The organism is Nonomuraea sp. NPDC005692 (assembly GCF_040631115.1).
Classification (GTDB): domain Bacteria; phylum Actinomycetota; class Actinomycetes; order Streptosporangiales; family Streptosporangiaceae; genus Nonomuraea.
In genome coordinates, this window is sequence record NZ_JBEXYU010000008.1 from 199,264 (window position 1) to 203,804 (window position 4,541).

Annotated in this window: 3 protein-coding genes; all 3 read left to right on the forward strand. The window is 71.2% G+C overall.

Annotation, left to right across the window (positions count from 1 at the left end):
- The first annotated feature begins 38 nt into the window (after window positions 1-38).
- The 3 genes from ABZ459_RS19975 (at window position 39) to ABZ459_RS19985 (ending at window position 3,957) form a co-directional block, all read left to right on the forward strand.
- A complete protein-coding gene (locus ABZ459_RS19975; RefSeq protein ID WP_357971934.1) occupies window positions 39-1,970 on the forward strand; it encodes a fumarylacetoacetate hydrolase family protein in 1,932 nt (643 codons plus the stop codon).
- An 86-nt stretch (window positions 1,971-2,056) separates the two neighbouring features.
- The gene (locus ABZ459_RS19980) at window positions 2,057-2,503 is read left to right on the forward strand and encodes a DUF6463 family protein (RefSeq protein WP_357971936.1); all 447 of its coding nucleotides are present in this window, start codon (window positions 2,057-2,059) and stop codon (window positions 2,501-2,503) included.
- A 164-nt stretch (window positions 2,504-2,667) separates the two neighbouring features.
- Window positions 2,668-3,957 (forward strand): phosphatase PAP2 family protein, encoded by a 1,290-nt coding sequence (locus ABZ459_RS19985; RefSeq protein ID WP_357971938.1) that lies wholly within the window; start codon window positions 2,668-2,670, stop codon window positions 3,955-3,957.
- Window positions 3,958-4,541: the final 584 nt, after the last annotated feature.

Here is a 4,541-nt window from a genome sequence, read left to right on the forward strand (position 1 = left end):
ATAGCCTGTGTCAACCAACATAGACGAAGGAGCTCCCCATGCGTTGGGTGACCTACGCGACCGACACCGGCGACCGCGTCGGCGTGCTCGGCGAGGACCTGATCCACCCCGTCGCGCCAGGTGTCAGGCTGCTCGATCTCATCGGCGGCGGCGCCGAGGCGCTGCGCGCGGCGGGCGAGCAGGCGCTCGCGTCGTCGGCGGAGCCGGTTCCGCTGGCCCAGGCGCGGCTGCGGGCGCCCGTCCCGCGCCCGCCGTCGATCCGCGACTGCCTGTGCTTCCTCGACCACATGCGCAACTGCCGGCAGGCCGCCGGTCAGCCGCGCACCCTGCCGGACGCCTGGTACCAGGTCCCGGCCTTCTACTTCGCCTGCCCCTCGACGGTCGTCGGCCCGTACGACGACGTGACGATCTCGCCGGGCAGCGCCTGGTTCGACTTCGAGCTGGAGATCGCCGCGGTCATCGGACCGGGCGGCCGGGACCTGACGCCGGAAGAGGCCGAGCAGCACATCATCGGCTACACCGTCTACAACGACTGGTCGGCGCGGGACCTGCAGCTGCGCGAGTCGCCGCTGGCGATCGGCCAGGCCAAGGGCAAGGACGGCGCGACCACGCTCGGCCCGTTCCTGGTCACCCCGGACGAGCTGGCGCCCTACCGCCGCGACGGCCGGCTCGCCCTGCGCGTCGAGGCCGCCGTCAACGGCGAGATCGTCGGCTCGGGCCGCACGGACACCATGGACTGGAGCTTCGGCGAGGTCGTCTCCTACGCCTCGCGCGGCGTGGACCTGCTGCCCGGCGACGTGTTCGGCTCCGGAACCGTGCCCGGCTGCTGTCTCGTCGAGCACCTGTCGATGGCCGACCCGTCCGCCTGCCCCGGCTGGCTGGGGGACGGCGACGTCGTCGAGCTGACGGTCGAGGGGCTGGGCCGGACCCGCCAGACCGTCCGCGCGTCCGCCAGGCCGTACCCGTTGACGCCGCGGCACGACCCCGACCGCCGCCCGCCGCGCCCGCGCGTCAACAGCGCCCGCTCCAGGCTGCCCTACACCCGCGGCCTGCACGAGGTCGGCGCGGGCGTGTGGGCCTGGCTGCTGCCCGACGGCGGGTACGGCCTGAGCAACGCCGGGCTCGTCGCCGGCGAGGGCGCGTCCCTGCTGGTGGACACGCTGTTCGACCTGCCGCTGACCGCCGAGATGCTGGACGCCATGCGGGAGATCACCGACCGGCATCCGCTGACCCACGCCGCCATCACGCACTCCAACGGCGACCACTGCCACGGCACCCAGCTGCTGGGCGAGCACGTCGACATCGTCTCCGCGGCGGGCACCCGGGCGGAGATGCGGCACGAGATGCGTCCCGACCTGCTGACCGCCACCCAGGTGATGGACATCGGCCCGGCGACCCCCTACTTCCGCGAACGCTTCGGCGCCTTCGACTTCAGCGGCATCCGCCTGCGGCTGCCCACCCGGACCTACGACCGGGAGCTCACCCTCGACATCGGCGGCCGACAGGTGCGCCTGATGGACCTCGGCCCAGCCCACACCAGCGCCGACACGGTCGTGCACGTGCCGGACGCGGGTGTGCTCTTCGCCGGCGACCTGCTGTTCGTCGGCTGCACGCCGATCGTGTGGAGCGGCCCGATCGCCAACTGGATCGACGCCTGCGACGCGATGATCGCCACCGGCGCCCACACGATCGTCCCCGGCCACGGCCCGGTCACCGACCCCGACGGGATCCGCGCGGTGCGCGGCTACCTCGCCCACGTGGTCGACCAGGCGGACGCCGCCCACGCCCGCGGCCTGTCCTTCCCCGAGGCGATCAGCACGGTGGACCTGGACGAGTACGCCACCTGGCTGGACACCGAGCGGATCGTGGTCAACCTGCACCGCCGCTACCGCGAGCTCGACCCCGCCGGCACACCCCAGCTGGACCAGATGACGCTGATGGCCATGATGGCCGAGAAGGCGCTGTCGTGAGGCCGCCGGAGACCGCCCCGGCAGAGGGAGGGGCATCCCCCTCGCGCGGGAGCACGCCGGAGGGCTCCCGGGAAAGGCTGGCAGTCATGAGCACTTCCGCCCCGCTCGCGAGGGCCACACCGCCGAACCGGCTCACCATCTGGGCCGGGCGAGCCATGATCTTCATCGCCCTGGCGCACGTCGCCGTGTTCGCCCCCCTCGCCCCCTGGGCCGGCTGGCTCGCGGGAGACCTGCGCAACGGCCTCGCCGACGGCGAGTCGAAGGCTGTCTTCTGGGCGCTGCCCGGCGGATTCGTCGTGGTGCTGGCGCTGCTGGGGCTGCTGGTGGCGCGGGCTGGGCGGCAGGGGCAGCAGGTTCCCGGATATGTCGGCTGGGCGATCCTCGCCTGGGGAGCGACGGGCGTCGGCCTGATCGGAATGAGCGGTTTCATTTCCGCGATCGTCCCTTCCGGGCTGCTCATCGCGGCGAACGTCATCGCCGTGCGGGAGAGACGCGACCGGCGTGCCGTCCGCGGCGGAGCACGACCGAGCTGACGGCGTTACTCGACGTCAGCCCCCTTGAGAGGGCGCGCCGGCAGGAGGGGCCCGGCGCGACACTCCGCCGCCGTTACGGCGGGTCCGTTTTCGGGTGCGCCGTTATCGGGTTTTCGCCCATTCGGCCGCTTAACGACCTTGAGGCGACATAGTAATTTTCTCAAATGCCTCAAACACCTGGTAGGCGACGGCCGGTCATCGCACGATGGCTGGCCGTCCTCGTCATCGCCGCCGGCATCCCGGCGGGACCGGGCTCGTCAACCGCGTACGCGTCGGGCTCACAACCGCCCGAGAACGCCGTCGTCGTCTGGGACCGCAACGCCCAGACCGCCATCTGGGACGTCGCCGGCCAGCAGCCGCAGGTCCAGGCGCGCAGCTTCGCCATGGTGCACGGAGCCGTCTACGACGCGGTGAACGCGATCGCCGGCACCCCCTACCAGCCGTACCTGACCGCGCCCCGGGCCGACGGCGGGGAGTCGACGGAGGCCGCCGTCGCCACCGCGGCCTTCCGCGTGCTGAACAAGCTCTTCCCCGCCCAGCAGACCCGGCTGACGACCCAGTACGACGAATACCTCGCCACGATCGCCGACGGCGGCGCGAAACGACGCGGCGTCGCCGTGGGCGAGCAGGCGGCGGCCGCGATGATCGCCGCCAGGGAGAACGACGGCGCGTTCGGCGACCAGACCTGGCCGATCGGCACGCAGCCCGGCCAGTGGCGGCCGACGCCGCCCACGAACGCCTCGGACGGGGCCTGGGTCGGCGACCTCAAGCCGTTCCTCATCCCCAGCGCGTCGATGTTCCGCACCTCGGGCCCGCCCGCGCTGACCAGCTCCCGCTACGCCAAGGACGTCAACGAGCTCAAGCGCATCGGCGCGGCGAACAGCACGGCCAGGACGCAGGACCAGACGCAGGCCGCGATCTGGTGGCACGACCGGCACCTGGCCGAATGGGAGATCAAACGCCAGCTCGCCACGACGCGGCGGCTGAACCCGCTCCAGGCGGCCCGCATGTTCGCCATGGTCGACCTGGCCGAGGCCGACGCCACGACCGCCTGTTACAACGAGAAGGCGGCGTGGGCCTTCTGGCGGCCGGTCACGGCGATCCGCCTGGCCGACACCGACGGCAACCCCCGCACCGCGGCCGACCCGGACTGGACGCCGCTGCTGGTCACCCCGCCGCACCCCGACTACACCTCCGGCCACACGTGCTTCACGGCGGCCAGCATGTCGGCGCTGGCCCACTTCTTCGGCAGGGACGACATCCCCTTCAGCGGTTACAGCTCCGACTCGGGCACCACCAGGAGCTTCCGCGGCTTCTCGCACGCCCTGGCCGAGGTCATCGAGGCCCGCGTGTGGGGCGGCATCCACACCCGCACGGCGGACGTGCAGGGCGCGAAGATCGGCGCCCAGGTCACCGCCTACATGGTCAGGCACTACTTCCGGCCGAAGCGGTGAGGCCGGGCGACGCGCCCGTCCGCTGAGACCGGAATCGCAGTGATCTCGAGACCTCCCCGTGCTCGTCCCGCACGGGGAGGTCTTTCTGATCCCGGCCTTGACGGGAGGCGGCCCGGGGGCTGTCAGCATCCCGCGAGGCCACTGCCAGCGGGATGACCGCCGATCTGACCGATATGGAGAATCGGACCCGACTCAATCAGTCAATAGGGACGCGCATCCCTTCAGAGGACCAGACCGAAACCCTAATTACGGGCATTCCATAGAGGGACAAGATCATCACACAGGGTGGCAGAACCCCAGGACGCGAGGGCGGGCAGAGATCATCGGCCCAGCCGGGGAGGTCCACCGTCCGTAGACACACCCACCGGAAGCCGGTTTTGTCGATGCCCGAAACCAGCATTCCATCATTGGTTTAAATTTCATCCCTTGACTGACTTTCGGACAAAATAATAGGAATGGCGTGGCTTCAGCCGTGAGCCGCCCCTCGCCAGGTCGAACCTTGGCGAGCGGCCCATATTTCCTGCTGCCCGCGCGACGACCTCGCCCGGCGCGGCAGACCTGCCGGAGGGTGACTTCGCGTCGCG

Bases quoted from the DNA above. Each gene is read 5' to 3' on its own strand.
- ABZ459_RS19985 (WP_357971938.1), top strand. From the start codon at position 2,668: ATGCCTCAAACACCTGGTAGGCGACGGCCGGTCATCGCACGATGGCTG.
- ABZ459_RS19980 (WP_357971936.1), top strand. From the start codon at position 2,057: ATGAGCACTTCCGCCCCGCTCGCGAGGGCCACACCGCCGAACCGGCTC.
- ABZ459_RS19975 (WP_357971934.1), top strand. From the start codon at position 39: ATGCGTTGGGTGACCTACGCGACCGACACCGGCGACCGCGTCGGCGTG.